Annotated in this window: 24 protein-coding genes, 1 pseudogene and 1 riboswitch; of the genes and pseudogenes, 14 read left to right on the top strand and 11 right to left on the bottom strand. The window is 72.1% G+C overall.

All coding sequences use genetic code 11. The annotated features are described in order from the left end of the window. Positions 1–67 precede the first annotated feature (67 nt). A pseudogene (locus tag AB0E19_RS14085) lies at positions 68–448 on the bottom strand (M23 family metallopeptidase); the annotation flags it as partial. Between the two features lie 257 nt (positions 449–705). On the opposite strand from AB0E19_RS14085, the gene rpsB reads away from it, so the two are divergent. The 9 genes from rpsB to AB0E19_RS14040 all read left to right on the top strand — a co-directional run bounded on the left by rpsB (position 706) and on the right by AB0E19_RS14040 (position 10,476). Continuing rightward, positions 706–1,596 (top strand): 30S ribosomal protein S2, encoded by an 891-nt coding sequence (gene rpsB / locus AB0E19_RS14080; protein ID WP_362178332.1) that lies wholly within the window; start codon positions 706–708, stop codon positions 1,594–1,596. A gap of 110 nt (positions 1,597–1,706) precedes the next feature. After that, on the top strand, positions 1,707–2,543 hold the full coding sequence (gene tsf, locus AB0E19_RS14075) for a translation elongation factor Ts (protein WP_169094465.1): 837 nt from the start codon (positions 1,707–1,709) through the stop codon (positions 2,541–2,543). Between the two features lie 170 nt (positions 2,544–2,713). Continuing rightward, positions 2,714–3,481, top strand: a complete 768-nt coding sequence (pyrH, locus tag AB0E19_RS14070; RefSeq protein WP_189949804.1) for a UMP kinase — start codon at positions 2,714–2,716, stop codon at positions 3,479–3,481. Positions 3,482–3,531: 50 nt separating this feature from the next. Beyond that, complete coding sequence (gene frr / locus AB0E19_RS14065; RefSeq protein ID WP_043226950.1) at positions 3,532–4,089, top strand: ribosome recycling factor; 558 nt, start codon at positions 3,532–3,534, stop codon at positions 4,087–4,089. Next, complete coding sequence (locus AB0E19_RS14060; protein ID WP_362178327.1) at positions 4,089–5,198, top strand: phosphatidate cytidylyltransferase; 1,110 nt, start codon at positions 4,089–4,091, stop codon at positions 5,196–5,198. The genes frr and AB0E19_RS14060 overlap by 1 nt, the downstream gene beginning before the upstream one ends. A 146-nt stretch (positions 5,199–5,344) precedes the next feature. Beyond that, positions 5,345–6,475: a 23S rRNA (adenine(2503)-C(2))-methyltransferase RlmN gene (rlmN, locus tag AB0E19_RS14055; RefSeq protein WP_360601713.1), complete on the top strand. Its 1,131-nt coding sequence runs from the start codon at positions 5,345–5,347 to the stop codon at positions 6,473–6,475. Between the two features lie 29 nt (positions 6,476–6,504). Next, a riboswitch (TPP riboswitch) is annotated at positions 6,505–6,614 on the top strand. Positions 6,615–6,695: 81 nt separating this feature from the next. Further along, the gene (locus AB0E19_RS14050; RefSeq protein WP_362178323.1) at positions 6,696–7,784 is read left to right on the top strand and encodes a thiamine ABC transporter substrate-binding protein; all 1,089 of its coding nucleotides are present in this window, start codon (positions 6,696–6,698) and stop codon (positions 7,782–7,784) included. After that, entirely contained in the window at positions 7,781–9,436 is a 1,656-nt protein-coding gene (locus AB0E19_RS14045; RefSeq protein ID WP_362178320.1) for an iron ABC transporter permease, read from the top strand. The genes AB0E19_RS14050 and AB0E19_RS14045 overlap by 4 nt, the downstream gene beginning before the upstream one ends. After that, complete coding sequence (locus AB0E19_RS14040) at positions 9,436–10,476, top strand: ABC transporter ATP-binding protein (RefSeq protein WP_362178317.1); 1,041 nt, start codon at positions 9,436–9,438, stop codon at positions 10,474–10,476. Before AB0E19_RS14045 ends, AB0E19_RS14040 begins: the two co-directional genes overlap by 1 nt. On the opposite strand, the gene AB0E19_RS14035 is transcribed toward AB0E19_RS14040, so the two are convergent. From AB0E19_RS14035 to AB0E19_RS14010, 6 genes are all read right to left on the bottom strand, one after another. Continuing rightward, on the bottom strand, positions 10,461–11,510 hold the full coding sequence (locus AB0E19_RS14035; RefSeq protein ID WP_362178314.1) for a hypothetical protein: 1,050 nt from the start codon (positions 11,508–11,510) through the stop codon (positions 10,461–10,463). The genes AB0E19_RS14040 and AB0E19_RS14035 overlap by 16 nt on opposite strands. Beyond that, positions 11,511–12,638 (bottom strand): Rossmann fold nucleotide-binding protein, encoded by a 1,128-nt coding sequence (locus AB0E19_RS14030; protein WP_362178311.1) that lies wholly within the window; start codon positions 12,636–12,638, stop codon positions 11,511–11,513. A 62-nt stretch (positions 12,639–12,700) separates the two neighbouring features. Next, positions 12,701–13,849, bottom strand: coding sequence for a hypothetical protein (locus AB0E19_RS14025; protein ID WP_362178308.1), 1,149 nt, complete (start codon positions 13,847–13,849; stop codon positions 12,701–12,703). Beyond that, entirely contained in the window at positions 13,831–14,559 is a 729-nt protein-coding gene (locus AB0E19_RS14020; RefSeq protein WP_362178305.1) for an ATP-binding cassette domain-containing protein, read from the bottom strand. The genes AB0E19_RS14025 and AB0E19_RS14020 overlap by 19 nt, the downstream gene beginning before the upstream one ends. Positions 14,560–14,760: 201 nt before the next feature. Next, positions 14,761–16,149, bottom strand: a complete 1,389-nt coding sequence (locus AB0E19_RS14015) for an aspartate aminotransferase family protein (protein WP_362178302.1) — start codon at positions 16,147–16,149, stop codon at positions 14,761–14,763. After that, positions 16,134–16,625: an Lrp/AsnC family transcriptional regulator gene (locus AB0E19_RS14010; protein WP_229851417.1), complete on the bottom strand. Its 492-nt coding sequence runs from the start codon at positions 16,623–16,625 to the stop codon at positions 16,134–16,136. Before AB0E19_RS14010 ends, AB0E19_RS14015 begins: the two co-directional genes overlap by 16 nt. Positions 16,626–16,829: 204 nt before the next feature. On the opposite strand from AB0E19_RS14010, the gene AB0E19_RS14005 reads away from it, so the two are divergent. The 3 genes from AB0E19_RS14005 to AB0E19_RS13995 all read left to right on the top strand — a co-directional run bounded on the left by AB0E19_RS14005 (position 16,830) and on the right by AB0E19_RS13995 (position 20,278). Continuing rightward, entirely contained in the window at positions 16,830–18,266 is a 1,437-nt protein-coding gene (locus tag AB0E19_RS14005; RefSeq protein ID WP_362178298.1) for a gamma-aminobutyraldehyde dehydrogenase, read from the top strand. Positions 18,267–18,420: 154 nt separating this feature from the next. Beyond that, complete coding sequence (locus AB0E19_RS14000) at positions 18,421–19,584, top strand: spermidine/putrescine ABC transporter substrate-binding protein (protein ID WP_362178294.1); 1,164 nt, start codon at positions 18,421–18,423, stop codon at positions 19,582–19,584. A gap of 148 nt (positions 19,585–19,732) precedes the next feature. Continuing rightward, positions 19,733–20,278 carry a hypothetical protein gene (locus tag AB0E19_RS13995; RefSeq protein WP_362178291.1) on the top strand — a complete coding sequence of 182 codons (546 nt, stop codon included), beginning with the start codon at positions 19,733–19,735 and terminating at the stop codon, positions 20,276–20,278. On the opposite strand, the gene AB0E19_RS13990 is transcribed toward AB0E19_RS13995, so the two are convergent. From AB0E19_RS13990 to AB0E19_RS13980, 3 genes are read right to left on the bottom strand one after another with little or no spacing between them, the layout of a single operon-like run. Further along, positions 20,279–21,055: an SAM-dependent methyltransferase gene (locus tag AB0E19_RS13990; RefSeq protein WP_362178288.1), complete on the bottom strand. Its 777-nt coding sequence runs from the start codon at positions 21,053–21,055 to the stop codon at positions 20,279–20,281. It lies immediately after the preceding gene. After that, positions 21,055–21,741 carry a glycerophosphodiester phosphodiesterase gene (locus tag AB0E19_RS13985; RefSeq protein WP_362178285.1) on the bottom strand — a complete coding sequence of 229 codons (687 nt, stop codon included), beginning with the start codon at positions 21,739–21,741 and terminating at the stop codon, positions 21,055–21,057. The genes AB0E19_RS13990 and AB0E19_RS13985 overlap by 1 nt, the downstream gene beginning before the upstream one ends. Positions 21,742–21,762: 21 nt before the next feature. Beyond that, complete coding sequence (locus tag AB0E19_RS13980) at positions 21,763–22,794, bottom strand: adenosine deaminase (RefSeq protein WP_362178282.1); 1,032 nt, start codon at positions 22,792–22,794, stop codon at positions 21,763–21,765. Positions 22,795–22,868: 74 nt separating this feature from the next. On the opposite strand from AB0E19_RS13980, the gene AB0E19_RS13975 reads away from it, so the two are divergent. Further along, on the top strand, positions 22,869–23,552 hold the full coding sequence (locus tag AB0E19_RS13975; protein WP_362178279.1) for a DUF4190 domain-containing protein: 684 nt from the start codon (positions 22,869–22,871) through the stop codon (positions 23,550–23,552). Between the two features lie 8 nt (positions 23,553–23,560). On the opposite strand, the gene AB0E19_RS13970 is transcribed toward AB0E19_RS13975, so the two are convergent. Further along, positions 23,561–24,109: an NADAR family protein gene (locus tag AB0E19_RS13970; RefSeq protein WP_362178276.1), complete on the bottom strand. Its 549-nt coding sequence runs from the start codon at positions 24,107–24,109 to the stop codon at positions 23,561–23,563. A gap of 175 nt (positions 24,110–24,284) precedes the next feature. Between AB0E19_RS13970 and AB0E19_RS13965 the strand changes: the two genes are divergently transcribed. Further along, positions 24,285–25,799 carry a gamma-aminobutyraldehyde dehydrogenase gene (locus tag AB0E19_RS13965; RefSeq protein ID WP_362178273.1) on the top strand — a complete coding sequence of 505 codons (1,515 nt, stop codon included), beginning with the start codon at positions 24,285–24,287 and terminating at the stop codon, positions 25,797–25,799. The last annotated feature ends 24 nt before the right edge of the window (positions 25,800–25,823 follow it).

Here is a 25,823-nt window from a genome sequence, read left to right as displayed (position 1 = left end):
CCCGCTGTCCGGCGACCGGCAGCAGGCGTGACCTGGGGCGGGGTGCCAGGAGGAGGGGGTCCAGATAGGTGTCGCCGCGGAGCAGGCCCCAGTGGAGGCACGGGGCGGCGCAGTGCGTGCCGGGAGCCGCTTCGGCGATCGGGGTGCCCGGGGTGACCCGGGTCCCGGTGGCGGTCAGGGGCGTGACCGGGGAGAACGTGGTGCGGAGCGGGGGAGTGCCCGTGCCGGCCAGGGTGAGGGTGACGACGCCGCGGCCGGCCACCCGGCCGGCGAAGGTGACGGTGCCGGCGGCGGGCGCCAGGACGCGCGTGCCGGGGGGTGCGGCGAGGTCGACGCCGCGGTGGCCGGCGGCGTAGGGGCCCGGTGGCGGGTGCCAGCCGCGCAGGATGTGCGGCGGGGCCACCGGCCAGAGGAGGGCCAGGGCGAGGAAGACCGTGGTGAGCTGCATGGGGAGAGCGTTTCCGGCCCGGGCGGTTCGTGCCGGTCGCGGGCGATTTCTGTGGACAGGGGGCGGCCTGTGGACAGCGCCGTCACCCGGCGCTCCCGGGGTCCCGTACACTTCCTATGGCGACCCGGGTCACCGGGTCGACTTCGCACGCCCCGCCACTCCGCTCCGAGAGCACGGTGGCAGCGCCTTTCGGTCCTTCGTGGCACGGCGCGCCGGGGCGTCAGGAACACAACCGAGAAACCCAAGGAGATACGGCCATGGCCGTCGTCACGATGCGGGAGCTGCTGGAGAGCGGCGTCCACTTCGGTCACCAGACCCGTCGCTGGAACCCGAAGATGAAGCGTTTCATCTTCACCGAGCGCAACGGCATCTACATCATCGACCTGCTCCAGTCGCTGTCGTACATCGACCGCGCCTTCGAGTTCGTCAAGGAGACCGTCGCGCACGGTGGCTCCGTGATGTTCGTCGGTACGAAGAAGCAGGCCCAGGAGGCCATCGCCGAGCAGGCGACGCGCGTCGGCATGCCCTACGTCAACCAGCGCTGGCTGGGCGGCATGCTCACCAACTTCTCGACCGTCTACAAGCGTCTGCAGCGCCTCAAGGAGCTCGAGCAGATCGACTTCGAGGACGTCGCGGCCTCGGGTCTCACCAAGAAGGAGCTCCTGGTCCTCTCGCGCGAGAAGGCCAAGCTGGAGAAGACCCTCGGTGGTATCCGCGAGATGCAGAAGGTGCCGAGCGCCGTCTGGATCGTCGACACCAAGAAGGAGCACATCGCCGTCGGCGAGGCTCGCAAGCTCAACATCCCGGTCGTCGCGATCCTCGACACCAACTGTGACCCCGACGAGGTCGACTACAAGATCCCGGGCAACGACGACGCGATCCGCTCCGTCACCCTGCTCACCCGCGTGATCGCCGACGCCGTCGCCGAGGGCCTCATCGCCCGTTCCGGTGCCGCGACCGGTGACTCGAAGCCGGGCGAGAAGGCCGCCGGCGAGCCGCTCGCCGAGTGGGAGCGCGACCTGCTCGAGGGCGAGAAGAAGGACGAGGCCGCCGAGGTCCAGTCCTCCGCCGAGACCGAGAAGGCCGTCGAGGCCGAGGCCGAGGCCGAGGCGCCCGCCGCCGAGGCTCCCGCCGCCGAGCAGGGCTGACCTTCCGCACCCCGGAACACCGCGGAGGTGACGGCGGGGGCTCAGAAAGCCCCCGCCGTCCCGCCGTAGATCTTCGTAGATCTTTCTGACTTCGAGAGAGAAACAGACTCATGGCGAACTACACCGCCGCTGACGTCAAGAAGCTCCGTGAGCTCACCGGCGCCGGCATGATGGACTGCAAGAAGGCCCTCGAAGAGGCCGACGGCGATGTCGACAAGGCCGTAGAGGCCCTGCGCATCAAGGGCCAGAAGGGTGTCGCCAAGCGTGAGGGCCGCTCCGCCGAGAACGGCGCCGTGGTCTCCCTCATCGCCGACGACAACACCTCCGGCGTCATCGTCGAGCTGAAGTGCGAGACGGACTTCGTCGCCAAGGGTGACAAGTTCCTCGCCGTCGCCGACGCCCTCGCCGCCCACGTCGCCGCCACCAAGCCGGCCGACATCGAGGCGCTGCTCGCCTCCGAGATCGAGGCCGGCAAGACCGTGCAGGCCTTCGTGGACGAGGCCAACGCCAACCTCGGCGAGAAGATCGTCCTCGACCGCTTCGCGGCCTACGCCGACGGTTACGTCTCCGCGTACATGCACCGCACCATGCCCGACCTCCCGCCGCAGATCGGTGTCCTCGTCGAGTTCGACAAGGAGAACGCCGAGGTCGCCAAGGGTGTCGCGCAGCACATCGCCGCCTTCGCGCCGAAGTACCTCACCCGTGAGGACGTCCCGGCCGAGGTCGTCGAGTCCGAGCGCCGCATCGCCGAGGAGACCACCCGCGCCGAGGGCAAGCCCGAGGCCGCGATCGCCAAGATCGTCGAGGGTCGCGTCAACGGCTTCTTCAAGGACGCCACGCTGCTCGGCCAGCCGTACGCCCTGGACAACAAGAAGTCCGTCCAGCAGATCCTGGACGAGGCCGGTGTCACCCTGAAGCGCTTCAGCCGCATCAAGGTCGGCATCTGAGTCCGTCCGTCCACGCGAAAGCGACGGACACCGGACCCGGGTAGGGTCTGAGACAGTCGTCCCGCCCCGCGCGGGACGACCGCAGATGTGACGAGGAGGCCATTGCCGTACGGGAAACCCACGAGGACCCAGGGCAATGGCCTTCTTCGTATGTGTACGAGGAGATCTCCATGAATCAGGGCGCCGAACAGGGCCACGACGACAACAGCGGCAAGAAGCTCGGCCGCTACATGCTGAAGCTGTCCGGGGAAGCCTTCTCCGGCGGTACCGGTCTCGGTGTCGACCCGGACGTCGTGCACGCCATCGCGCGTGAGATCGCGGCCGTGGTCCGCGACGGCGCCCAGATCGCCATCGTCATCGGCGGCGGCAACTTCTTCCGCGGCGCCGAGCTCCAGCAGCGCGGCATGGACCGGGCCCGTTCCGACTACATGGGCATGCTCGGCACCGTGATGAACTGCCTCGCCCTCCAGGACTTCCTGGAGAAGGAGGGCATCGACTCCCGCGTCCAGACCGCCATCACCATGGGCCAGGTCGCCGAGCCGTACATCCCGCTGCGCGCCGTGCGCCACCTGGAGAAGGGCCGCGTGGTCATCTTCGGCGCCGGCATGGGCATGCCGTACTTCTCCACCGACACGACCGCCGCCCAGCGGGCCCTGGAGATCGACGCCGAAGCGCTCCTCATGGGGAAGAACGGCGTGGACGGCGTCTACGACTCCGACCCGAGGACCAACCCGGCCGCGGTCAAGTTCGACGCCCTGGAGTACAGCGAGGTCATCACCCGCGACCTCAAGGTCGCCGATGCCACCGCCATCACCCTGTGCCGCGACAACAAGCTCCCGATCCTCGTCTTCGAACTGCTCGCCGAGGGCAATATCGCGCGCGCCGTGACGGGTGAGAAGATCGGCACACTCGTGAGCGACCAGGGCACCCGGGCCTGACCCAGGCCCGCCCTCAACCGACACAACGCGACGACACGCAGGAGCATGTGGTGATCGAAGAGACCCTCCTCGAGGCCGAGGAGAAGATGGAGAAGGCGGTCGTGGTCGCCAAGGAGGACTTCGCCGCGATCCGCACCGGCCGTGCGCACCCGGCGATGTTCAACAAGATCGTGGCCGACTACTACGGCGCCCTCACGCCCATCAACCAGCTGGCGTCGTTCTCGGTGCCGGAGCCGCGCATGGCCGTGGTGACCCCGTTCGACAAGAGCGCGCTGCGCAACATCGAGCAGGCCATCCGCGACTCGGACCTCGGCGTCAACCCGAGCAACGACGGCAACATCATCCGGGTGACCTTCCCGGAGCTCACCGAAGAGCGCCGCCGCGACTACATCAAGGTCGCCAAGGGCAAGGCCGAGGACTCCAAGATCTCGATCCGCTCCGTGCGCCGCAAGGCCAAGGAGACCATCGACAAGTTCGTCAAGGACGGCGAGGTCGGCGAGGACGAGGGCCGCCGCGCGGAGAAGGAGCTCGACGACACCACCGCGAAGTACGTGGCGCAGGTGGACGAGCTCCTGAAGCACAAGGAAGCCGAGCTCCTCGAGGTCTGATGAACGACTCATCCTGGGGGGCGCCGGCGGCCGGTTCAGGTCTCGGCGGACCCGACCAGGGGCCTGCCCCGGCGGGTCCCGCCCACGATCGGCACCGGGCGGCGCAGACTCGCCCCATGCCCATCGTGCCCGACGTACCCGCCGGCGGTTTCCAGGACGGACACGGACGGGGGGCCGCTTACCCGAGCGGTCCCCTCTTCCGTGACGAGACCCCGCACGAGCACCCGCAGGAGCCCATGCCCAGCCCCGTCCCGCCTCCTCCGCCGTCCGCGGCCCCCGCGCCCCGGCAGAAGAAGAGCGCGGGCCGGGACCTGGGCGCGGCCATAGGGGTCGGCGTCGGTCTCGGGGCCGTGATCATCGCGTCCCTGTTCATCTGGAAGCCGGCCTTCGTCGGCGTCGTCGCGGTGGCCGTGGTCGTCGGGCTCTGGGAGCTGACCTCCCGGCTCCAGGAGCGCAAGGCGATCAAGGCGCCGCTGGTGCCGCTCGCGGTCGGCGGCGCGGCGATGGTCGTCGCCGGCTACGTGCGGGGCCCCGAGGGCGCCTGGGTCGCGATGGCCCTGACGGCGCTCGCGGTGCTCGTCTGGCGGATGACGGAACCCCCCGAGGGGTATCTGAAGGACGTCACGGCGGGCGTCTTCGCCGCGTTCTACGTGCCGTTCCTGGCGACCTTCGTGGCGATGCTGCTCACCGCCGACGACGGGCCGTGGCGGGTGCTGACCTTCCTGCTGCTCACGGTGGTCAGCGACACCGGGGCCTACGCGGTGGGCTGGCGCTTCGGCAAGCACAAGCTGGCGCCGCGGATCAGCCCCGGCAAGACCCGCGAGGGACTGTTCGGCGCGGTGGCCTTCGCGATGGCGGCCGGCGCGCTGTGCATGGAGTTCCTGATCGACGACGGCACCTGGTGGCAGGGTCTGCTCCTCGGCCTGGCGGTGGCGGCGAGCGCGACGCTCGGCGACCTCGGCGAGTCGATGATCAAGCGCGACCTCGGCATCAAGGACATGGGCACGCTGCTCCCGGGGCACGGCGGCATCATGGACCGCCTGGACTCGCTCCTGCCGACGGCGCCGGTGGTGTGGCTGCTCCTCGCGCTCTTCGTCGGAACGGGTTGACGGACAGCGGGTACTCTGGAAGGGCTCGGGCCTTGCGGCCCGGGCCCTTCGTCGTCCTCGCCACCGCGGGGACGGTCCAGTGAGGTCGCCCCGGCATCGCCCTGCCGCACTCCCCGCCGTCGCGGGACGTCCGACCTCGTGCCTGTATGAGGAGAGACGCCGTCGTGGCCCGTCCGCTGCCCGGAGAACTCACTTTCGTCGCCCCGCGCGGAGCCAAGAAGCCGCCGCGGCACCTCGCCGACCTCTCGCCCGCCGAGCGGAAGGAGGCCGTCGCCGCGATCGGCGAGAAGCCCTTCCGCGCCAAGCAGCTGTCGACGCACTACTTCGCGCGGTACGCGCACGACCCCGCCGAGTGGACCGACATCCCGGCCGCCTCGCGGGAGAAGCTGGCCGGCGAGCTGCTGCCCGACCTGATGTCGGTGGTGCGGCACATCTCGTGCGACGACGACACCACCCGCAAGACCCTGTGGCGGCTGCACGACGGCACGCTCGTGGAGTCGGTGCTCATGCGCTACCCGGACCGGGTGACGATGTGCATCTCCTCGCAGGCCGGCTGCGGCATGAACTGCCCGTTCTGCGCGACCGGCCAGGCCGGCCTCGACCGGAACCTGTCGACCGCCGAGATCGTGCACCAGATCGTCGACGGCATGCGCGCGCTGCGCGACGGCGAGGTGCCCGGCGGGCCCGCGCGGCTCTCGAACATCGTCTTCATGGGGATGGGTGAGCCGCTCGCCAACTACAAGCGCGTCGTCGGCGCCATCCGCCGGCTGACCGACCCCGAGCCCGACGGCCTCGGCCTGTCGCAGCGCGGGATCACCGTGTCGACCGTGGGCCTGGTGCCGGCGATGCTGCGCTTCGCCGACGAGGGCTTCAAGTGCCGGCTCGCGGTCTCCCTGCACGCCCCGGACGACGAGCTGCGGGACACGCTGGTGCCGGTGAACACCCGCTGGAAGGTGCGGGAGGTGCTGGACGCGGCGTGGGAGTACGCCGAGAAGTCCGGCCGCCGGGTCTCCATCGAGTACGCCCTCATCCGGGACATCAACGACCAGGCCTGGCGGGGCGACCTGCTGGGCAAGCTGCTCAAGGGCAAGCGGGTGCACGTCAACCTGATCCCGCTGAACCCGACGCCCGGTTCGAAGTGGACCGCCTCCCGGCCGGAGGACGAGAAGGCCTTCGTCGAGGCCATCGCCCGCCACGGCGTGCCGGTCACCGTCCGGGACACCCGGGGCCAGGAGATCGACGGCGCCTGTGGACAGCTCGCCGCCTCCGAACGCTGACCTTGTACCCTGTGCTCGAACACACCTGCATATTCCGACAGGGGAGCGCCACAGCGCTGAGAGTGCGGTAACCGTAGACCGCAGACCCTCTGAACCTCGCCCGGGTCATTCCGGGTAGGAAGTTCGGTCGTAACTCGAGCTGTTGCGCCCTGCCCGCGTCCGGTCCCCGGCCGCGGGCAGGGCCGCGTCTCCTTCTGGTCCCACCCAGGAGGACATACACATGCACACCAAGAAGGCCGCCGCCGTCGCGCTGGCCGCGGCGCTCGGCGTCACGGGCCTCGCCGCCTGCTCCACCGAGTCCGCCCGCGACGCCGCGGGGAAGACCGGGGAGCCCGCGCCGAAGACCGTGACGCTGGTCAGCCACGACTCCTTCAACGCCTCCAAGGAGGTGCTGGCCGAGTTCACGAAGCAGACCGGATTCACGGTCAAGGTCCTCAAGGCCGGTGACGCGGGCGAGGCCGTCAACAAGGAGATCCTGACCAAGGGCTCCCCGCAGGGCGACGTCTTCTTCGGCGTCGACAACACGCTGCTCTCCCGCGCCCTCGACAACGGCATCTTCGTGCCGTACGAGGCGAAGGGCGCCGACCGGATCCCGGACACCTTCAAGCTCGACAAGCGGGTCACGCCGATCGACACCGGCGACATCTGCGTCAACTACGACAAGAAGTACTTCGCGGACAAGAAGGTGGCGCCGCCGCAGTCCTTCGACGACCTGCTGAAGCCGGAGTACAAGGACCTCCTCGTGGTGGAGAACCCGGAGCGGTCCTCCCCGGGCCTCGGTTTCCTCCTCGGCACGGTCGCGAAGTACGGCGACGCCGGCTGGCAGGACTACTGGAAGAAGCTGAAGGCGAACGGCGTGAAGACCGTCGACAGCTGGGAGCTCGCCTACAACCAGGAGTTCTCCGGTTCGGCCGGCGGCAAGGAGGCCAAGGGCGACCGTCCGCTGGTCGTCTCCTACGCCTCCAGCCCGCCGGTCGAGGTGCTGTACGCGCAGCCGCAGCCGAAGGAGGCCCCCACCGGGGTGTCCACCGGCACCTGCTTCCGCCAGATCGAGTTCGCGGGCCTGCTGCACGGGGCGAAGAACCCCGAGGGCGGCAAGGCGCTGATCGACTTCCTGATCTCGAAGACGTTCCAGGACGACATGCCGCTCCAGATGTTCGTGAACCCGGTGGCGAAGGACGCCGCCCTGCCGGAGCTGTTCACGAAGCACGGCGTGGTGATCGAGAAGCCGGAGACGGTGGCGCCGGAGAAGATCGCCGCGCAGCGCGAGGCGTGGATCCAGCAGTGGTCGTCGCTCGTCCTCAAGTGAGGCGTGACCTGAAGGGGAGCGCGGCGCGGCTGGGCCTGACGGCCCTGCCCGTCGCGTTCTTCGCGGTGTTCTTCGCCTGGCCCGTCGTGTCGATCGTCGAGCGCGGGCTGCGGCCCGACGGCGCCTGGGACCTCGGGGCGATCGGGGCGACCCTGGGCCGCTCCGACATCCTCGACGTGCTCGTCTTCACCGTCTGGCAGGCGGCCGCCTCCACCGGGCTCACGCTGCTCGTGGCGCTGCCGGGCGCGTACGTCTTCGCCCGCTTCGACTTCCCCGGGAAGGGCGTGCTGCGGGCGGTCGTCACCGTGCCGTTCGTGCTGCCGACGGTGCTCGTCGGCACGGCGTTCCTGGCGCTCGTGGGGCGGGGCGGGTTCACCGACGAGCTGTGGGGGCTGCGGCTCGACACCACGGTGTGGGCGATCCTCCTCGCGCACGTCTTCTTCAACTACGCGGTCGTCGTCCGGACCGTCGGCGGGCTGTGGGCGCAGCTCGACCCGCGCCAGGAGGAGGCGGCCCGGGTGCTCGGGGCGTCCCGCTGGACGGCGTGGCGGTCGGTGACGCTGCCGGCCCTGGTGCCGGCGGTGTCGGCGGCGGCGCTGATGGTCTTCCTCTTCACCTTCACCTCCTTCGGCGTCGTGCAGATCCTCGGCGGGGACGCGTACACGACGCTGGAGGCGGAGATCTACCGGCAGACGGCCCGGCTGCTCGACCTGCGGACGGCGGCCGTGCTGACGCTGGTGCAGTTCGTGGCGGTGGGCGTGATCCTCGCCGTGCACGCGCGGACGGTGCGGCGACGGGAGACCGCGCTGCGCCTCGTCCCCCCGGAGCAGACCGCGCGCCGGCCGCGCGGCTTCGGGCAGTGGGCGCTGCTCGGCGGGGTGCTCGCCTCGGTCGCGGTGCTGATCCTGCTGCCGCTCGGGGTGCTGGTGGAGCGTTCCTTCGCCACCCCGGAGGGGTACGGGCTCCGCTACTACCGGGCACTCGGCTCGCTCGACGAGGCCGGGACGTTCCTGGTGCCGCCGCTGGAGGCGGTCGGGAACTCGCTGCGGTACGCGGTCGCCGCCACGGCCATCGCGGTGGTGATCGGCGGGCTCGCGGCGGCGGCGCTCACCAGGCGCGCCGGCCGGCTGGTGCGGGGCTTCGACGCGCTGCTCATGCTGCCGCTCGGGGTGTCGGCGGTGACCGTCGGCTTCGGGTTCCTCATCACGCTGGACGAGCCGCCGTTCGACCTGCGGGCCAGCTGGATCCTCGTACCGCTCGCGCAGGCGCTGGTCGGCGTGCCGTTCGTGGTCCGGACGATGCTGCCGGTGCTGCGGGCGGTGGACCAGCGGCTGCGGGAGGCGGCGGCGGTGCTGGGGGCCTCGCCGTGGCGGGCCTGGCGGGAGGTGGACCTGCCGCTGGTGCGGCGGGCGCTGCTGATCGCGGCCGGGTTCGCCTTCGCGGTCTCGCTCGGCGAGTTCGGGGCGACCGTCTTCATCGCGCGGCCCGACAATCCGACGCTGCCGGTCGCGGTGGCCCGGCTGCTCGGCCGGCCGGGCGAGCTCAACTACGGGCAGGCGATGGCCCTGTCGACGATTCTGATGGTGGTGTGCGCGGTCTCCCTGCTGCTGCTCGAACGGCTGCGGACCGACCGGACCACCGGGGAGTTCTGATGCTGACCCTTGACGGAGCGACGGTACGGTTCGGGGCGCGGGCGGTCCTCGACGCGGTGGACCTGGAGGTCGCCGCACACGAGATCGTGTGCGTCCTCGGGCCGAGCGGGTCCGGCAAGTCGACGCTGCTGCGGGCGGTCGCCGGGCTCCAGGCGCTCGACGCCGGCCGGGTGCTGCTCGCGGGCGCCGACCAGGCGGGGGTGCCGACGCACCGGCGCGGGGTGGGCCTCATGTTCCAGGACCACCAGCTCTTCCCGCAGAAGGACGTCGCCGGGAACGTCGCCTTCGGGCCCCGGATGCACGGCGTGCCGAAGGCGGAGCGGGCCGCGCGGGTCGAGGAGCTGCTCGACCTGGTGGGTCTGCCGGGCGCCGGGCGGCGGTCGGTCGCCGCGCTGTCCGGGGGCGAGCAGCAGCGGGTGGCGCTGGCGAGGGCGCTGGCGCCGAGGCCCCGGCTGCTGATGCTCGACGAACCGCTGGGGCAGCTGGACCGGGGCTTGCGGGAGCGGCTCGTCGTGGAGCTGCGGGCGCTCTTCGGGCGGCTCGGCACGACGGTCCTCGCCGTCACCCACGACCAGGGCGAGGCCTTCGCGCTCGCGGACCGGGTGGTGGTCATGCGGGACGGGCGGATCGTGCGCTCGGGCACGCCGGTGGACGTGTGGCAGCGGCCGGGCACGGAGTTCGTCGCCCGCTTCCTCGGTTTCGAGAACGTCGTCCCGGCGACGGTGTCCGGGGCGGTGGCGGAGACGGCGTGGGGCCGGATCCCGGTCCCGGACGGCTCCCCGCAGGGCGAGCGGACGCTGCTGGTCCGCCCGGCGGGCGTCCTCGTGACGGACGAGGGCCTCACCTGCCGGGTCGAGTCCCGCACCTTCCGGGGCCATCACGTCACGGTCGTCCTCCGCCCGGCGGACGGCCCCCCGCTGGAGGCGGAACTCCCGCTGCGGGAGGTGCCCGAGGAGGGCGCGGAGGTGACGGTGGCCTTCCGGACGGAGGAGGTCGTGGTGCTGGACGGGGACGGCCCGGAGGGTCAGAGCCGGTCGTAGACCGCGCGGAGCCACGGCTCCCGGACCTCGGGCAGTCGGGCGAGGGTCCTGCGCAGGACGTGCCGGTCCGGGCCGAGGAGCCGGCCGGGGTGGTCCGGCAGCGGGTAGTCGTCGCGCAGCACACCGGCCGGCGGCCGGCCGGAGGGCGGCATCGGGGAGGTCTCGACGGGCAGCGCAAGGCGCGCCCAGAGGCGAGCGGGCAGCGGGACGACGGCGGGGGTCCGGCCGCCGTCGGGCCCCGGGCCCACCGGGGTCCGCCGGGGCGACTGTGGCCCTCCCGTGCGGCGGTCGGCCGGTACGAGGGTGATGTCGGCGCCGTCCCCGGGGAGCCCCGGCCCCGCGAGGCCGACGCGGCGGGCCGGCGGGCCGGCCGGGAGCAGTCGGGCCGGCTCGCGGCCGAGGAGCGCGGTGACGGGACCGGCGGGCAGGGTGAGGGGCGCGCCCCCGGACGCGGCGAGCAGCCGGGCCAGGGCGGCACCGGCGGCCGCCGCGAGGCGCAGGTCCTGCCATCGGGCCAGGCCGTCGAAGCCGTCGTAGGAGGGCCGGTCCGGTGGGGGCGGAGCGGGCGCCGGGACCTTCAGCGGGCGCCGGACCACGGCGCCGGGGGCGTACCAGACCGTCTGCCAGAGCCCGCAGTCGTCCTCCCGGAAGCCGACGCCCCGCCCGCAGCCCACGCACTCCAGGTGGGGCTCGGCGCCCGCCGCGATGCCCAGGCAGTGGTTCTCGCACCGCTCGGGGACCAGCCGGGTGCCGCGCGTGTCGCCGGGGGCGAGCACGAGGTGGTTCCGCGGGCCGAGCGGGACGGGGTACACCGGCGCGTACACGCCGGCGGCGGCCGTTTCCGCCGCGCTCAGCTCCTCCCAGGCGCGCCACGGCCGGCGCCAGGGTTCCGGGTCGACGGCGTAGGTGCCCGGTTCCATGAGCGGCGGCAGGGGTTCGTGGCCGCCGCGGGCGTGGGTCTCCGGGGGCAGCGCCACCCGCTCCACCGGCACCGACAGCTCCGCCCCGCAGTCCGCGCACACGAAGAGGTCCACCTACGCTCCCAGCCGGGCCAGCGCCGCCGGGGCCTCGTCGACGGAGTCGACCAGGGCGATGCGGGCGGCCATCGGGCGGCCGGTCGCGAGGGTCTCCAGGAGGGGCCAGGCGGGGAGGCGGTCGGTCCAGTGGGCGCGGTCGACGAGGACCATGGGGGTGGGGGCGCCGAGGGACTCGTAGTAGTTGGGGGTGGTGTTGTCGAAGATCTCCTGGACGGTGCCGGCGGCGCCGGGGAGGAAGACGACACCGGCGTCGGAGCGGGCAAGGAGGCCGTCCTCGCGCAGTGCGTTGGTGAAGTACTTGGCTATGTGCCGGGCGAAGGCGTTGGGCGGTTCGTGGCCGTAGAACCAGGTGGGGATGCCGATCGAGTCGCCGCCGTCGGGCAGCTGCGCCCGGACGCCGAAGGCCGCGCGGGCCCACTCCGTCACCGAGGGGGTGAAGGAGGGGGCCTTCGCGAGGAGGGCGAGGGCGTCGTCGAGCGCCGGGTCGTCGAAGGGGGCGGTGTACGCGCCGAGGTTCGCCGCCTCCATCGCGCCGGGGCCGCCGCCGGTCGCCACCGTGTACCCGGCGCGGGCGAGGGAGCGGCCGAGGCGGGCCGCGCCGGCGTACGCCTCGGTGCCCCGGCCCATCGCGTGGCCGCCCATGACGCCGACGACCCGACGGCCGGCGAGGTGTTCGTCGAGGGCGTCGCCGACGGCGTCGTCGTGGATCGAGCGGAGCATGGAGGAGAAGACGTCGCCGTCGGCGCGGGTGGCGCCGAACCAGGCGTAGGAGAGGGCGTCGGGGGTGGCCGGGTATCCGCCGCCGGCGGTGACGCCCTCGTACAGCTCGTCCGGGGTGTAGAGCCGGTTGCGGTACGGGTCGAAGGGGAGGTCGGGGACGGGCGGGAAGACCAGCGCGCCGTCGGCCCGGACCTTGGCGGCGGCCTCCGGCTCCATCGGGCAGCCGAGGAAGACGGTGGCGGCGGTGGAGGAGGCGAGGAGCGCGAAGGTGCGGTCGGTGAGGTCGACGGACTGGACGCGGAGTCCGGCGAGGCCGCCGGGCCGGGCGAGCGACGCGTCGAACTCGTCCAGCGTGTGGATCTCGCGGCCGCTCCTGCGCGGGCGCGGCGGTGGGGGCGTCGCCATGGGCCCACGATAGGCGGCCCATGGCGACGGGGCCCGCTGGTTTTCTCCGGGCCGTCGGGCCGTCAGGCCGTCAGGGGCAGGGCGGCGAGTTCGCCGACGAGCCAGGTCAGCGGGAGGAAGAGGGCGAGCAGGGCGCCGGCCCGCAGCAGGGCGGCGGTGCGCAGCACGGTCGGCGGGGCGCCGAGCCGGGCGAGCGCCTCGGTGGTGTGGGCGCGGCACTGGCGGGACTCCAGGGCGGCGGTGAGCAGGGTCGCCGTGGTGCAGGCCAGGACGACGCCGGCGCCGAGTCCGGTGAGGGGTCCGAAGGCGGTGCCGCCGTTTCCTGCGGCGTACACGGTGGCGGCGGCGAGGGTGCCGGAGAGGACCGCGCAGACCACGCCGAGGGGGCGGCCGATGCGGGTGGCCTCGTCCATGAGGACCCGTCCGGCGAGGAGGCGTACGGCTCCGGGGCGGGCGGTCTGCAGGAGCCGGCCGCACAGGTGGGTGAGGCCGGGCCCGGCGAGCGCGAGCCCGGCGGCGGTGAGGATCCAGCCGGCGAGGACACCGGCGGGGGAGCCGTCGAAGCGGCCGGGCAGGGCGACGCCGCCGTCGCCGCCGCGGCCCGCGTACGTCTCCACGGCGAGGCCGACGGCGACGAGCGCGACGCCCCACGGCAGGCCGTTCGGGACCGGGCGGGCGGCGCCCTCGGGGGCGGGGGTGCCGGTGCGGGGGCGCAGGGCGAGGCCGGCGGCGGTGGCGCCGGCGACCGGGACGATCGCGAGCAGGGTGAGGGCGGCGGCCAGCGGCAGCGGCTGGTCGGCGGCGAGCAGTCCGGCGGCGGCGCCGTCGAAGGGGAGGCCGGTGATGTCGCCGCGCAGGTGGAGGTAGACGAGGAGGGCGACCATCGAGCCGAGGGTGCAGGCGACGGCGGTCGAGGCGGCGGCGATGGCGGTGAGCCGGGCCGGGCCGAGGCCGATCGAGGAGAGTCCGGGGCGGGGCCGGGTGGCGGGGTCGGTGCGGGCGACGGCGACGGCGAACTGGACGGTGGCGGCGATCGGCAGCGCGCACCAGAGCAGCCGCAGCGCGGAGGCGGCGGAGTGTTCGGGGTGGCCGACGGCGTAGCCGAGGGTGCAGAGCAGCAGGAAGCCCACGCCCGCGGCGGCCGCGGCGACGAGGAGCCGCCGCAGCTGGACCAGCGGGTGGGAGCCGCGGACTAGACGGAGAGCGAGCACGCGGCGACGCCCTCCGCCCCCGTGGCGGGCGGCACGCTGCCGGCCCGGCGTCCGTCGAGGAGGGTGACCGTGCGGTCGGCGAGCGCCGCGACCTCCGGGTCGTGGGTGGCGAGGAGCACGGTGATGCCGTGCGAGCGGGCGGCGGCGGTGAGGGTGCGGAGCACCTGTGCGCCGTCGGCCCGGTGCAGGGCGGCGGTGGGTTCGTCGGCGAAGAGGACCGAGGGCGCGGCGGCGAGCGCGCGGGCGATGGCGGTGCGCTGGCGCTGGGAGCGGGTGAGCGCGTGCGGGCGGAGGCGGGCGCAGGCGCCGGTGTCGAGGCGGTCGAGCCATTCGCAGGCGGCGGTGCGGGCGGCCCGGTGGGGGACCCCGCGCAGCAGCAGCGGCAGGGCGGTGTTCTCCCAGGCGGTGAGTTCGGGGACGAGGCCGTCGTCGGGGCCGATCCATCCGAAGCGTTCGCGCCGGAGCCGTTCGCGGCCGGCCGGGGGGAGGGTGTGGACGGGGGAGCTGTTGAACCAGACCTCGCCCTTCTGGGCGGCGAGTTCGCCGGAGAGGCAGCGCAGGAGGGTGGTCTTGCCGCTGCCTCGGGGGCCGGTCACGGCGAGGATCTCGCCCTCGCGGACGCCGACGGAGACGCCGCTGAGGGCCTCCGTGCCGCCCAGGGAGCAGTGCAGGGAACGCGCCCAGAGCACGTCGTTGTCCGGTGGGGCCATCGCGTACACCTCGATGTCGGATCCGATTCTTGCCGTTCCCCCGTCCGGGGGAACGAGGACCGGGCCTGTCGGTCACTGGGCACCGTAAGTATTCGGATCCGTTTGTACGGACAGCACGCGGCCCGGGCCGCCGCCATCCACTCGGATGGCGGCATGCCCGGGCCGGGGGTCACGCCGTGAGGGCGGCGTGGCGCCGGGGGCCTACAGCTTGGTCCACGCCTCGGTGAGCACGCTGCGCAGGATGCCCTCGATCTCGTCGAAGGTGCCCTGGTCGGCGATGAGCGGCGGGGCCAGCTGGATGACCGGGTCGCCGCGGTCGTCGGCGCGGCAGTACAGGCCGGCGTCGTACAGCGCCTTGGAGAGGAAGCCGTACAGGACGCGCTCCACCTCCTCGTCGTTGAAGGACTCCTTGGTGGCCTTGTCCTTGACGAGCTCGATGCCGTAGAAGTACCCGTTGCCGCGGACGTCGCCGACGATCGGGAGGTCGTGCAGCTTCGACAGCGTCGAGAAGAAGGCGCCCTCGTTGTCCAGCACGTGCTGGTTGAGGCCTTCCTTGTCGAAGATGTCGAGGTTGGCGATGGCGACCGCCGAGGACACCGGGTGGCCACCGAAGGTGTAGCCGTGCAGGAAGGTGTTGTCGCCCTTGTAGAACGGCTCGGCGATGCGGTCCGAGACGATGCAGGCGCCGATCGGGGAGTAGCCCGAGGTCATGCCCTTGGCGCAGGTGATCATGTCCGGCACGTAGCCGAACTTGTCACAGGCGAACATCGTGCCGAGGCGGCCGAAGGCGCAGATCGTCTCGTCGGAGACGAGGAGCACGTCGTACTGGTCGCAGATCTCGCGGACGCGCTGGAAGTAGCCGGGCGGCGGCGGGAAGCAGCCGCCGGCGTTCTGCACCGGCTCCAGGAAGACGGCGGCGACGGTGTCGGGGCCCTCGAAGAGGATCTGGGCCTCGATCTGGTCGGCGGCCCAGCGGCCGAAGGCCTCCGGGTCGTCGCCGAAGATCGGCGCACGGTAGATGTTGGTGTTCGGCACCTTGTGCGCGCCGGGGACCAGCGGCTCGAAGGGGGCCTTCAGGGCCGGCAGGCCGGTGATGGACAGGGCGCCCTGCGGGGTGCCGTGGTAGGCGACCGCACGCGAGATGACCTTGTACTTGGTGTGCTTGCCCTGGAGCTTGAAGTACTGCTTGGCGAGCTTCCACGCGGTCTCGACGGCCTCGCCGCCACCGGTGGTGAAGAAGACCTTGTTGAGGTCGCCCGGGGCGTAGTCGGCGAGGCGCTCGGCGAGCTCGACGGCCTTGGGGTGGGCGTACGACCACACCGGGAAGAAGGCGAGCTCCTGGGCCTGCTTGTACGCGACCTCGGCCAGCTCCTGGCGGCCGTGACCGGCGTTGACCACGAAGAGGCCCGCGAGACCGTCGAGGTAGCGCTTGCCCTTGTCGTCGAAGATGTAGGTGCCCTCACCTCGGACGATGGTGGGGACGGGGCTGTTCTCGTACGACGACATGCGGGTGAAGTGCATCCACAGGTGGTCGTAGGCGGACTTTGACAGGTCGCTGCGGGACTGGGTCACGGTTATCGGGTTCCCCACATATAGGTCTGCTTCTTGAGCTTCAGGTAAACGAAGCTCTCGGTGGAGCGCACGCCGGGGAGCGTGCGGATCCTTTTGTTGATCACGTCCAGAAGGTGGTCGTCGTCCTCGCAGACGATCTCCACCATCAGGTCGAACGAGCCCGCGGTCATCACCACGTACTCGCACTCGGGCATGTCGGTCAGCGCCTCCGCGACCGGATCAAGGTCGCCCTCGACGTGGATGCCGACCATCGCCTGGCGCCGGAGGCCCACGGTGAGCGGGTCGGTGACGGCGACGATCTGCATGACGCCCTGGTCGAGGAGCTTCTGGACGCGCTGCCGCACGGCCGCTTCGGAGAGGCCGACGGCCTTGCCGATGGCGGCGTAGGGGCGGCGGCCGTCCTCCTGGAGCTGCTCGATGATCGCCAGGGAGACGGCATCGACCGTAGGGGACGAACCGGTTCCGGTTCTGGAGTCTGTGCTTCGACTGGCCACGCCTTCACTGTGCACCGAGATGCGCAGTCGCGCAACCCCGAAGCGATGAAATTCGTTGCGAAGGGCCCTTGAAGTCACTGAATCCGAAGTCGAGGGGGCTCGGGGCTGTTGAAAGCGTCAGCCGAACCAGTAGGCTGAGGTGTCTCACCCATCGGGACGCCCGCACAAGGCCGTGCGGAACAAACGTGACAGGAGGGGTGGCAAGTGACCACCGAGCTGCGCCGGCTGCGCAACTACATCGACGGGGAGTTCCGCGACGCGGCCGACGGCCGCACCATCGAGGTGATCAACCCGGCCACCGGCGAGGTGTACGCGACCTCCCCGCTCTCCGGCCAGGCCGACGTCGACGCCGCCATGGAGGCCGCCGCGGCCGCCTTCCCCGCCTGGCGCGACACCACGCCGTCCGAGCGCCAGAAGGTGCTCCTCAAGATCGCGGACGCGTTCGAGGAGCGCGCCGAGGAGCTCATCGCCGCCGAGGTCCTGAACACCGGCAAGCCGACCGCCCTCGTCGCGAGCGAGGAGGTCCCGCCGATGGTGGACCAGATCCGCTTCTTCGCGGGTGCCGCCCGTCTCCTCGAAGGCCGCTCGGCCGGCGAGTACATGGAGGGCATGACCTCGATCATCCGCCGCGAGCCGGTCGGCGTCTGCGCGCAGGTCGCGCCGTGGAACTACCCGATGATGATGGCCGTGTGGAAGTTCGCCCCGGCCCTCGCCGCGGGCAACACGGTCGTCCTCAAGCCCTCGGACACCACCCCCGCGTCCACGGTCCTGATCGCCGAGATCATCGGTTCGATCGTCCCCAAGGGCGTCTTCAACGTCATCTGCGGCGACCGCGAGACCGGCCGCGCGATGGTCGAGCACCCGACCCCGGCGATGGCCTCCATCACCGGCTCCGTCCGGGCCGGCATGCAGGTCGCCGAGTCGGCGTCCAAGGACGTCAAGCGCGTCCACCTGGAGCTGGGCGGCAAGGCCCCGGTCGTCGTCTTCGAGGACACCGACATCGAGAAGGCCGTCGAGGACATCTCCGTCGCCGGCTTCTTCAACGCCGGCCAGGACTGCACCGCCGCCACCCGCGTGCTCGTCCACGAGTCCATCCACGACGAGTTCGTCGCCGCCCTCGCCAAGGCCGCCGTCGAGACGAAGACCGGTCAGCCGGACGACGAGGACGTGCTCTACGGCCCGCTCAACAACGCCAACCAGCTGAAGCAGGTCGCCGGCTTCATCGACCGCCTCCCGGCCCACGCCAAGGTCGAGGCCGGCGGTCACCGCGTCGGCGACAAGGGCTACTTCTACGCCCCGACCGTCGTCTCCGGCCTCAAGCAGGACGACGAGATCATCCAGAACGAGGTCTTCGGCCCGGTCATCACCGTCCAGTCCTTCACGGACGAGGCGCAGGCCCTGGAGTACGCCAACGGCGTCGAGTTCGCCCTGGCCTCCTCCGTCTGGACCAAGGACCACCAGCGCGCCATGCGCATGTCCCGCTCGCTCGACTTCGGCTGTGTGTGGATCAACACCCACATCCCGCTGGTCGCCGAGATGCCGCACGGCGGCTTCAAGAAGTCCGGCTACGGCAAGGACCTCTCCGCGTACGGCTTCGAGGACTACACGCGCATCAAGCACGTGATGACCTCGCTGGGCTGAACCGCCCGGTAGCACCGCGTACGGCCCCGGCACCGGTCGATCCGATGATCGACAAGGTGTCGGGGCCGTGCCGTGCCGCTCGACGGACCGTCCATTGCGACGGCCCGGAGCCCGGCGGGATGCTCGGCGGGTGAGAGCGACAGCCAGGAAACCCATGACCCGCCGGTCCGTCCTGACGGGCCTCGGCGCCGCCGGAGCCGGCGGCCTCCTCGCCGCGTGCGGCGTGAAGCCCGCGTACGTCTCCGAGGACCGGCGCGCCGCCCGGGACCTGTCGGGCCGCGAGCGGAGCCTCACCTTCGCCAACTGGCCGCTCTACATCGACACCGACGACGACGATCCGCGCAGGCGGCCCAGCCTCGACGCCTTCCGGGAGCGGACCGGGATCTCCGTCCACTACACGGAGGAGATCAACGACAACGACGAGTTCTTCGGGAAGATCGGCCCGGCCCTGATGAACGGGCAGCCCGTCGACCGCGACCTCGTCGTCGTCAGCGACTGGATGGCGGCCCGCTTCGTCCGTCTCGGCTGGGTCCAGAAGATGGACCGCGCCGCCCAGACGAACGTCGCCGGCCACCTCGACCCCCAGCTCCTCCGCCCCGCCTTCGACCCCGGCCGGCTCCACTCCGTGCCCTGGCAGTCCGGCATCACCGGCATCGCCTACAACCGCCGCAGGCTCGGCCGCGAACTGCGCTCCACCCGCCAGCTCTGGGACGCCGACCTGCGCGGCAAGGTCACCCTCCTCTCCGGCCTGGACGAGGCGATCCCGCTGCTCATGCAGGGCGACGGCGCGGACGTCACCCGCTGGACCCAGGACGACTTCCACGCCGTCTGCGACCGGATCGAGGACCTGGTCCGCACGAAGCACATCCGCCGCTTCACCGGCAACGACTACATCAAGGACCTGGCCGCCGGCGACGTCCTGGCCTGCCAGGCGTACTCCGGCGACGTCATCCAGCTCCAGGCCGACGACCCCGACATCGAGTTCGTCGTCCCCGAGGAGGGCGGCGAACTGTGGGCCGAGTCGCTCCTGATCCCCAACCTCGCGCGCCACAAGGCCAACGCCGAGAAGCTGGTGGACTACTACTACGAGCCCGAGGTCGCCGCCGAACTGGCCGCCTGGGTCAACTACGTCTGCCCCGTCCCGGCCGCCCGGACCGTCCTCGCCGACTCCGGCGACGAGGAACTGGCCGCCCTCGCCGAGGACCCGCTCGTCTTCCCGGACAAGGAGATGCGCGCCCGCCTCGCCACCGCCCGCGACATCACCTCCGCCGAGCGCAAGGCGATGGCCAAGCGCTGGAACGGGATCGTCGGCCTGTGACCTGATCGGGCCACAGGCCGCGCGGACCGAGGCCCCGGACGGCCGCCCACGGGCTCCCGCCGCCGGGGCGACGGTCCTCGCGCACACGGCCGCCCGCCGTCTCGCCCCCGGATCTGAACGCGTTCAAGTGGGGGCGTACGCTACCCCCATGAGCGACTCGAACGGGCCGAGAGCCCTTCTCGCGCGCATTCGCGCCTGGCTGATCCTCTTCGTCGTCTGCCTCGTCCTGAGCGGGGCCACGGCCTTCCCGCTCGTCACCGAACTCCGCTGGCTCGACTCCTCGTTGACCGGCTGGGCCGCGCCCGTCGCCGAGGCCCTGCCCGGGCTCGCCGAATGGATCCACAAGGTGGCCGGCGGAGTCGAGGCGGCCGGCGCCGACGCCCCGTACCTCCTCTACGGCACCGACTGGCTCGCCTTCGCCCACCTCGTCATCGCCGTCGCCTTCTACGGGCCCTACCGCGACCCGGTCCGCAACATCTGGGTCGTCGAGTTCGGCATGATCGCCTGCGTCGGGATCATCCCCCTCGCCCTGATCTGCGGACCGATCCGCGACATCCCCTTCTGGTGGTCGGTGATCGACATGTCCTTCGGCGTCTTCGGGATCCTGCCGCTGCTCCACGTCCGCCGGCTCATCAAGCGGCTGGAGGCCGCCCAGGGCGTCGCTCCGACGGCGGTCCGCACGGCGTCGGCCTGATCACGGCTTGCGGCCCACCGCACCGAACTGGGCCACCGCGGCGGCGTCCGGGGCGCCCCAGCGGGAGCAGGAGACGATGCCGGGCGCGAGGAGGTCCAGGCCGTCGAAGAAGGAGGTGAACTCCTCGCGGGTGCGGGCGGTGATGGGCGGCGTGGCGTTCGCGTTCCAGAAGGCCATCGCCGCCTTGTTGCCCTCGCCGCCCAGCTCCGGTTCGAGGGTCGGGTGGGTGAGGACGAGATGGCTGCCGGACGGCACGGCCGCCATCAGGGTGCGGACGATCCCGCGGGCCTCGTCGGTGTCCAGGACGAAGTTGAGGATGCCGAGCATCAGGACCGCGACCGGGCGGGAGAAGTCGAGCACCTCACCGGCCGCCGCCAGGATCTTCTCCGGGTCGTGGGCGTCCGCGTCGACGTACTCGGTGACGCCCTCGGGGGAGCTGGTCAGCAGGGCGCGGGCGTGGGTGAGGACGATCGGGTCGTTGTCGACGTAGACGATCCTGGCGTCCGCCGCGACCCGCTGCGCCACCTCGTGGGTGTTGTCGGCGGTCGGCAGCCCGGTCCCGATGTCGAGGAACTGGCGCGTCCCCTCCCCGGCCAGCCGGGTCACCACGCGGCCGAGGAACGCCCGGTCGGCGCGGGCGACTTCGCCGATGCCCGGGTGGAAGGCGGTGACCTGGTCGCCGACCGCGCGGTCCACCGGGTAGTTGTCCTTGCCTCCCAGCCAGTAGTTCCACACCCGGGCGTTGTGGGCGATGTCGGTGCGGATCCGGTCGTTCATCAGGGAGCCTTTCGCAGGACGGCGGCGAGGACGTCGACCCGGTTCGTGGTGATCGAGTCGACCCCGTTCGCGATCAGCCTACGCATGCTCCTGCGGGTGTCCGGCGTCCAGGCCGAGACGAGCAGCCCGTCCCGGTGCACGCGCTCGGTCAGTGCCGGACTCACCAGCCCGAAACGGTAGTTGAGCCACTTCGGGCGGACCGCGTCGAGCAGCACCGGGCGGGCCGGGGCCAGCGAGGTCCAGGTGAGCGCGATCTCGGCGTGCGGGTCGGCGGCCCGCACCTGGAGCATGGCGACGGCGCCCGCGCAGTAGAAGACCCGCTCGCCCGCGCCCGCCTCGCGGACCGTGCCGACGATGCGCCGCACCGACTCCTCGTTCCCGCCGGGCAGGTCCAGCATCAGCCGGTGCGGCCCGGCCGCGAGCAGCGCCTCGCGGAGCGTCGGCACCCCGTCGGACGTCAGCTCGCGCAGCCGCGCGTGGGTGAGCGAGGAGAGCGGGCGGTCGTGGCCCCACAGCCGCTTCAGGGTGTCGTCGTGGAGGAGGACGGGCACGCCGTCCTCGGTGAGGCGGACGTCGACCTCGACCGCGTCCGCCCCCCGCTCGAAGGCGGAGCCGATCGAGGGGAGGGTGTTCTCACGGGCGCGGTACGGGTCGCCGCGGTGGCCTACGACAGTGACGGATCGCATGGGGCCATTCTTCGCCGGGGCTCAGCGCGCCAGCCAGTCCTCCGTGTACGTGTCGATCTCGGCGGCGAGCCGCAGCTTGCCGTCCGCGTCGAGGAAGGACGCCTCCACGGCGTTCTTCGCCAGGGCGGCCAGACCGCGCTCGTCGAGGCCGAGGAGCCGGGCGGCGACCGCGTACTCGTTGTTGAGGTCGCTGCCGAACATCGGCGGGTCGTCGCTGTTGACCGTGACGAGGACCCCGGCGTCGACCATGGCCCGGATCGGGTGCTCGTCGAGGGTGGCCACCGCGCGGGTCGCGATGTTGGAGGTCGGGCAGACCTCCAGGGCGATCCGGTGCTCCGCCAGGTACGCGAGCAGCTCCGGGTCGCGGACCGAGCTGGTGCCGTGGCCGATGCGCTCGGCGCCCAGGTCGCGGATCGCGTCCCAGACGGTCTCGGGCCCGGTGGTCTCGCCGGCGTGCGGCACCGAGTGGAGCCCGGCCGCCCTGGCCTGATCGAAGTACGGCTTGAACTGCGGGCGCGGCACCCCGATCTCCGGGCCGCCGAGACCGAAGGAGACCAGGCCCTCGGGCCGGATGCCGTCGGTGGTGGCGAGCCGCGCGGTCTCCGCGGCGGACTCCAGGCCGGCCTCGCCGGGGATGTCGAAGCACCAGCGCAGCACGGTGCCGAACTCGGCCTCCGCCGCCTTGCGGGCGTCCTCGATCGCCGCCATGAAGGCGCGCTCGTCGATGCCGCGGCGGGTGGAGGAGTACGGGGTGACGGTCAGCTCGGCGTAGCGGATGTTCTGCCGGGCCATGTCACGGGCGACCTCGAAGGTCAGGAGCCGGACGTCCTCCGGGGTGCGCACCAGGTCCACGACCGAGAGGTACACCTCGATGAAGTGCGCGAAGTCGGTGAACGTGAAGTAGTCGGCGAGCGCCTCCGGGTCCGTCGGGACCTTGGAGTCCGGGTGCCGGGCGGCCAGCTCGGAGACGATCCGCGGGGAGGCGGAGCCCACGTGGTGGACGTGCAGCTCGGCCTTGGGAAGGCCCGCGATGAAGGGGTGGAGGTCGGTCATCGGATCATCGTAGGCCGGTCGGGGCCGGGCGTCCGTGACGCCGTAGCATGACGGGACCACGAGGGGAGCCCAGATTGTCCGAGAACGCAGAGCCGCGCCCGGGGAACCGGGAGACCACCGATCCGTGGGCCCCGCCGGAGCGGCGGGCCGAACCGGCCGAGCAGGCCGGGCCGGTGGACCTCGGCAAGCGGCCGGCCGCCGGCACCCCGGTCCACGACCAGCTGACGGTCACCTCGATACCCACCGGCCCGGCCGACGGGGAGCTGCCGCCGCCGCCCGTCGCCCCCGGCGGCCCGGCCGCCTACGGCGCGCCGGCGTCCCCGCCCGTCTACGGCCACCAGGCCGGCCCGCCGGCCGGGTACGGCTACCCGCCGCCCGGCCCGACCACGTACGGCTACCCGCCGGTCCACCCGGCGGCGTACGGACCGATGCCCGGTCAGTACAACGCCATGGGCACGGCCGGCATGGTGCTCGGCATCATCGGCACCTGCCTCTTCTGGTTCTACGGCGTCCCGTCGATCATCCTCGGGATCCTCGCGCTGATCTTCGGCGTCGTCGGCCGCAGGCGCGCCAACCGCGGCGAGGCGAGCAACGGCGGCGCCGCCACCGCGGGCATCGTCCTCGGCATCGTCTCCATGGTCCTCGGCGTGGCGCTGATCGCCTTCATCGTCTGGGCCGTCATCAGCGTCGACGAGTACGAGGACAACGACGTGCAGGAGTCGACCTCGGCGGTCCTCGTGGTCGACGACCGCCGCTGACCGGCGGGTCAGGACGTACGCAGCCGCTCCCGGGCCTCCATCAGCGCGAAGCCCAGGAGGTTGAGCCCGCGCCACCGGGCCGGGTCGTGGGCGCCGGGGTCGCCGGCGGCCAGGCCGATGCCCCAGATCCGGTCCAGCGGGCTCGCCTCCACGAGCACCCGGGAGCCGGTCCCGAGCAGGAAGCCCCGCAGGCCCTCGTCCGAGGCGAACTTGTGGACGCTGCCGGCCACCACGATCGCGGCGCGCTCCCGCGCCCACACGGTCTCGTCGAAGCCGCGGACCAGCCGGCCGGCGTTCTTCGCCTCCGCCGGGGTGCGGGCGGCGAGCGCCGTCCGCTCCGCCTCGGCGTCGCCGAAGAGCCGCGCCTTTCCGGCCATCATCCAGTGCTCGGCCGTCGCGTACCGCACGCCGTCGACCTCGAAGGGCGACGGCCACCACTGGCTCAGACAGCTCTGCGTGAGCCGTCCGTCCGGGGCCGGCCGGTGGCCCCAGAAGTGCAGCCACTTCACCTTCTCACCCCTGCTGACCTGCTGTGTCAGCGCTTCGACGGTCATCATGCACGCGAGTCTGGCATCCGCGAGCGACAGACCGTACGAAGATTTTCCCGCGACCTCGACACTTGGTCGACCGATTCCGTCGAGTAACCAAAAGGCAACAACGGAATCCCTTGTTAGGGCCGTATCCCTCTGTCAGGATCGGCACTCAATTCGAGCTGGGACAACGGAGAGCGTCATGGGCAACCGCTTCCAGGTGACGGACCGCTTCGCGGACGGCGCGCAGTACATCGGCGGAAAGCTCCGCGCCGGGACCTCGGGACGGACGCACAGCGTCGTCGACCCGGCCACCGGCGAGAGCGTGTACACCTACGAGCTCGCCTCCACCGCGGACGTCGACGAGGCGGTGGCCGCCGCCAAGGCGGCCTTCCCCGGCTGGGCGGGCGCCACCCCCGGGGAGCGCTCCGACGCCCTGCACCGCCTCGCCGGGATCCTCGCCGAGCGGGCCGAGGACTTCGCCCGGGCCGAGTCCCTCCAGTGCGGCAAGCCGATCCGGCTCACCACCGAGTTCGACGTGCCCGGCACGATCGACAACACCGCCTTCTTCGCCGGCGCGGCCCGCCACCTCCAGGGCCAGTCCGCCGCCGAGTACTCCGGCGACCACACCTCGTACGTCCGGCGCGAGCCGATCGGCGTGGTCGGCTCCATCGCTCCCTGGAACTACCCCCTCCAGATGGCCGCCTGGAAGATCCTCCCGGCGATCGCCGCCGGCAACACCATCGTCCTGAAGCCGGCCGAGCTGACCCCGCTCACCTCGCTGATGTTCGCCCAGGCGGCCACGGACGCCGGCATCCCCGACGGCGTGATCAACGTCGTCACCGGCAGCGGGCGCGAGGCCGGCGAGCACCTGGTCGGCCACCCCGACGTCGTCATGACCTCCTTCACCGGCTCCACCGCGGTCGGCAAGCGGGTCGCCGAGGTCGCCACCGCCACCGTGAAGCGGCTCCACCTGGAGCTCGGCGGCAAGGCCCCCTTCGTCGTCTTCGACGACGCCGACCTGGAGGCCGCCGCCCACGGCGCCGTCGCCGCCTCGCTCATCAACACCGGCCAGGACTGCACCGCCGCCACCCGCGCCTACGTCCAGCGGCCCCTCTTCGACGCCTTCGTCGCCCGAGTCGCGGAGCTCATGGAGACCGTCCGGCTCGGCGACCCCGCCGACCCGGCCACCGACCTCGGCCCGCTGGTCTCCCACGTCCACCGCGACCGGATCGCCGGCTTCGTCGAGCGGGCCCGCGGCTACGCGACCGTCGTCACCGGAGGCGAAGCCCCTGGTGGAGAGCTGGAGAACGGCGCATACTATCGGCCCACCCTGATCACCGGCGCCGCGCAGGACAGCGAGGTCGTGCAGTCGGAGATCTTCGGACCCGTCCTGGTGGCCCTGCCCTTCGACACCGACGACGAGGGCATCCGGCTCGCCAACGACACCCCGTACGGCCTCGCCGCCTCCGCCTGGAGCCGTGACGTCTACCGGGCGAACCGGGCCACCCGCGAGATCAAGGCCGGCTGCGTCTGGGTGAACGACCACATCCCGATCATCAGCGAGATGCCGCACGGCGGCTACAAGGCCTCCGGCTACGGAAAGGACATGTCCGCCTACTCCTTCGAGGAGTACACGCAGGTCAAGCACGTGATGTTCGACAACACGGCGGTGGCGGCCAAGGACTGGCACCGCACGATCTTCGGGGACCGATAGCAGTCAGCCGCCCGACCAGCGGCG

Source organism: Streptomyces sp. NPDC047974 (assembly GCF_040653375.1).
Lineage (GTDB): Bacteria > Actinomycetota > Actinomycetes > Streptomycetales > Streptomycetaceae > Streptomyces.
The sequence above is the reverse complement of the archived record's forward strand: the minus strand, read 5'-3'. Positions and strand labels throughout refer to the sequence as shown.